Genomic DNA, 1,168 nt, shown 5'->3' with positions numbered 1-1,168 from the left:
CTGGCAGGCTTTGCCTTTACGAAATTTGGATGGGTGCAGTCGTATGGCTCAAGATGCGTAAAGCCGCCGGTTATCTATGGCGATGTAGAATTCGAAGAAGCTATGACCGTCAAAGAAACGAGTTACGCCCAATCCAAAACGAATCGTCCAGTCAAGGGTATGCTGACCGGCCCTATTACGATCATGAACTGGTCGTTCGTTCGTGAGGATATTCCACGTGAGAAGATTGCCTATCAGTTGGCTTATGCACTGCGTCAAGAAGTCGAAGCACTCGAGGAAGCTGGTATTGGCATGATTCAGGTGGATGAGCCGGCCGTTCGCGAAGGTTTGCCGCTGAAACTGAAAGACCAAGCCGAGTATTTGGAATGGGCTGTGAAGGCTTTCCGAATGACCACATGCACGGTGCAAGACACCACTCAAATCCATACGCATATGTGTTATTGCGAGTTTCATGATATGATCGACTCCATCAAAGCCATGGATGCAGACGTTATATCAATCGAGACTTCCCGTAGTCACGGCGAACTGATTCACAGCTTCGAGGTTCATACGTATCCGCTCGGCATTGGCCTGGGTGTGTACGATATCCATAGTCCACGTGTTCCGAGAGTGGAAGAGATGACTAGTATGATCGAACGCGCACTGCGAGTCCTCGATCCGAAATTGTTCTGGATCAACCCGGATTGCGGATTGAAGACGCGTGGAATGGATGAGACCGTGGCAGCCCTTCGCAATATGGTTCAAGCGACTAGATTTGCTCGCGATGCGCATGCGGTTCAAGTATAAATTAGGTTGATTCCATTAATTCAAGGGGAATTGTTATGAGGCAGACACTTCGGTGTCTGCCATTTTTTTTAATATAGGCTGGCGATTTCCGACTGTTAAGAGTGGAAGATGTTATCATGGCTTTTTCCATAATATAGGTCAATTCATGATGGTATTATGCTACAATAGATGGCGGTCGAAGTTCACGCTGCTCCCATGTCATGAAGGAGGTTCGTTGAAAATGATCATGACGAAGCGAAGATGGTGCATATTTGGTGGCATTATAGGATTATTTCTGCTATTTAGCTTGTTTACGGCCTATACGCAATCCAGAACGTCATTTAGAGCACTTGTGCTGGACTACCTGCCGGACAATCGCCCAATTGAAATGATTCGTATCCAG

General features: G+C 47.1%; 1 pseudogene. It reads left to right on the top strand.

Going from position 1 to position 1,168, the window contains the following annotated elements:
- Positions 1–786, top strand: a pseudogene (locus ACFRAK_RS29330) (5-methyltetrahydropteroyltriglutamate--homocysteine S-methyltransferase); the annotation flags it as partial.
- Positions 787–1,168 lie beyond the last annotated feature (382 nt).

Source organism: Peribacillus sp. NPDC056705, from assembly GCF_043656335.1.
This window is presented reverse-complemented; position numbering and strand designations above follow the sequence as displayed.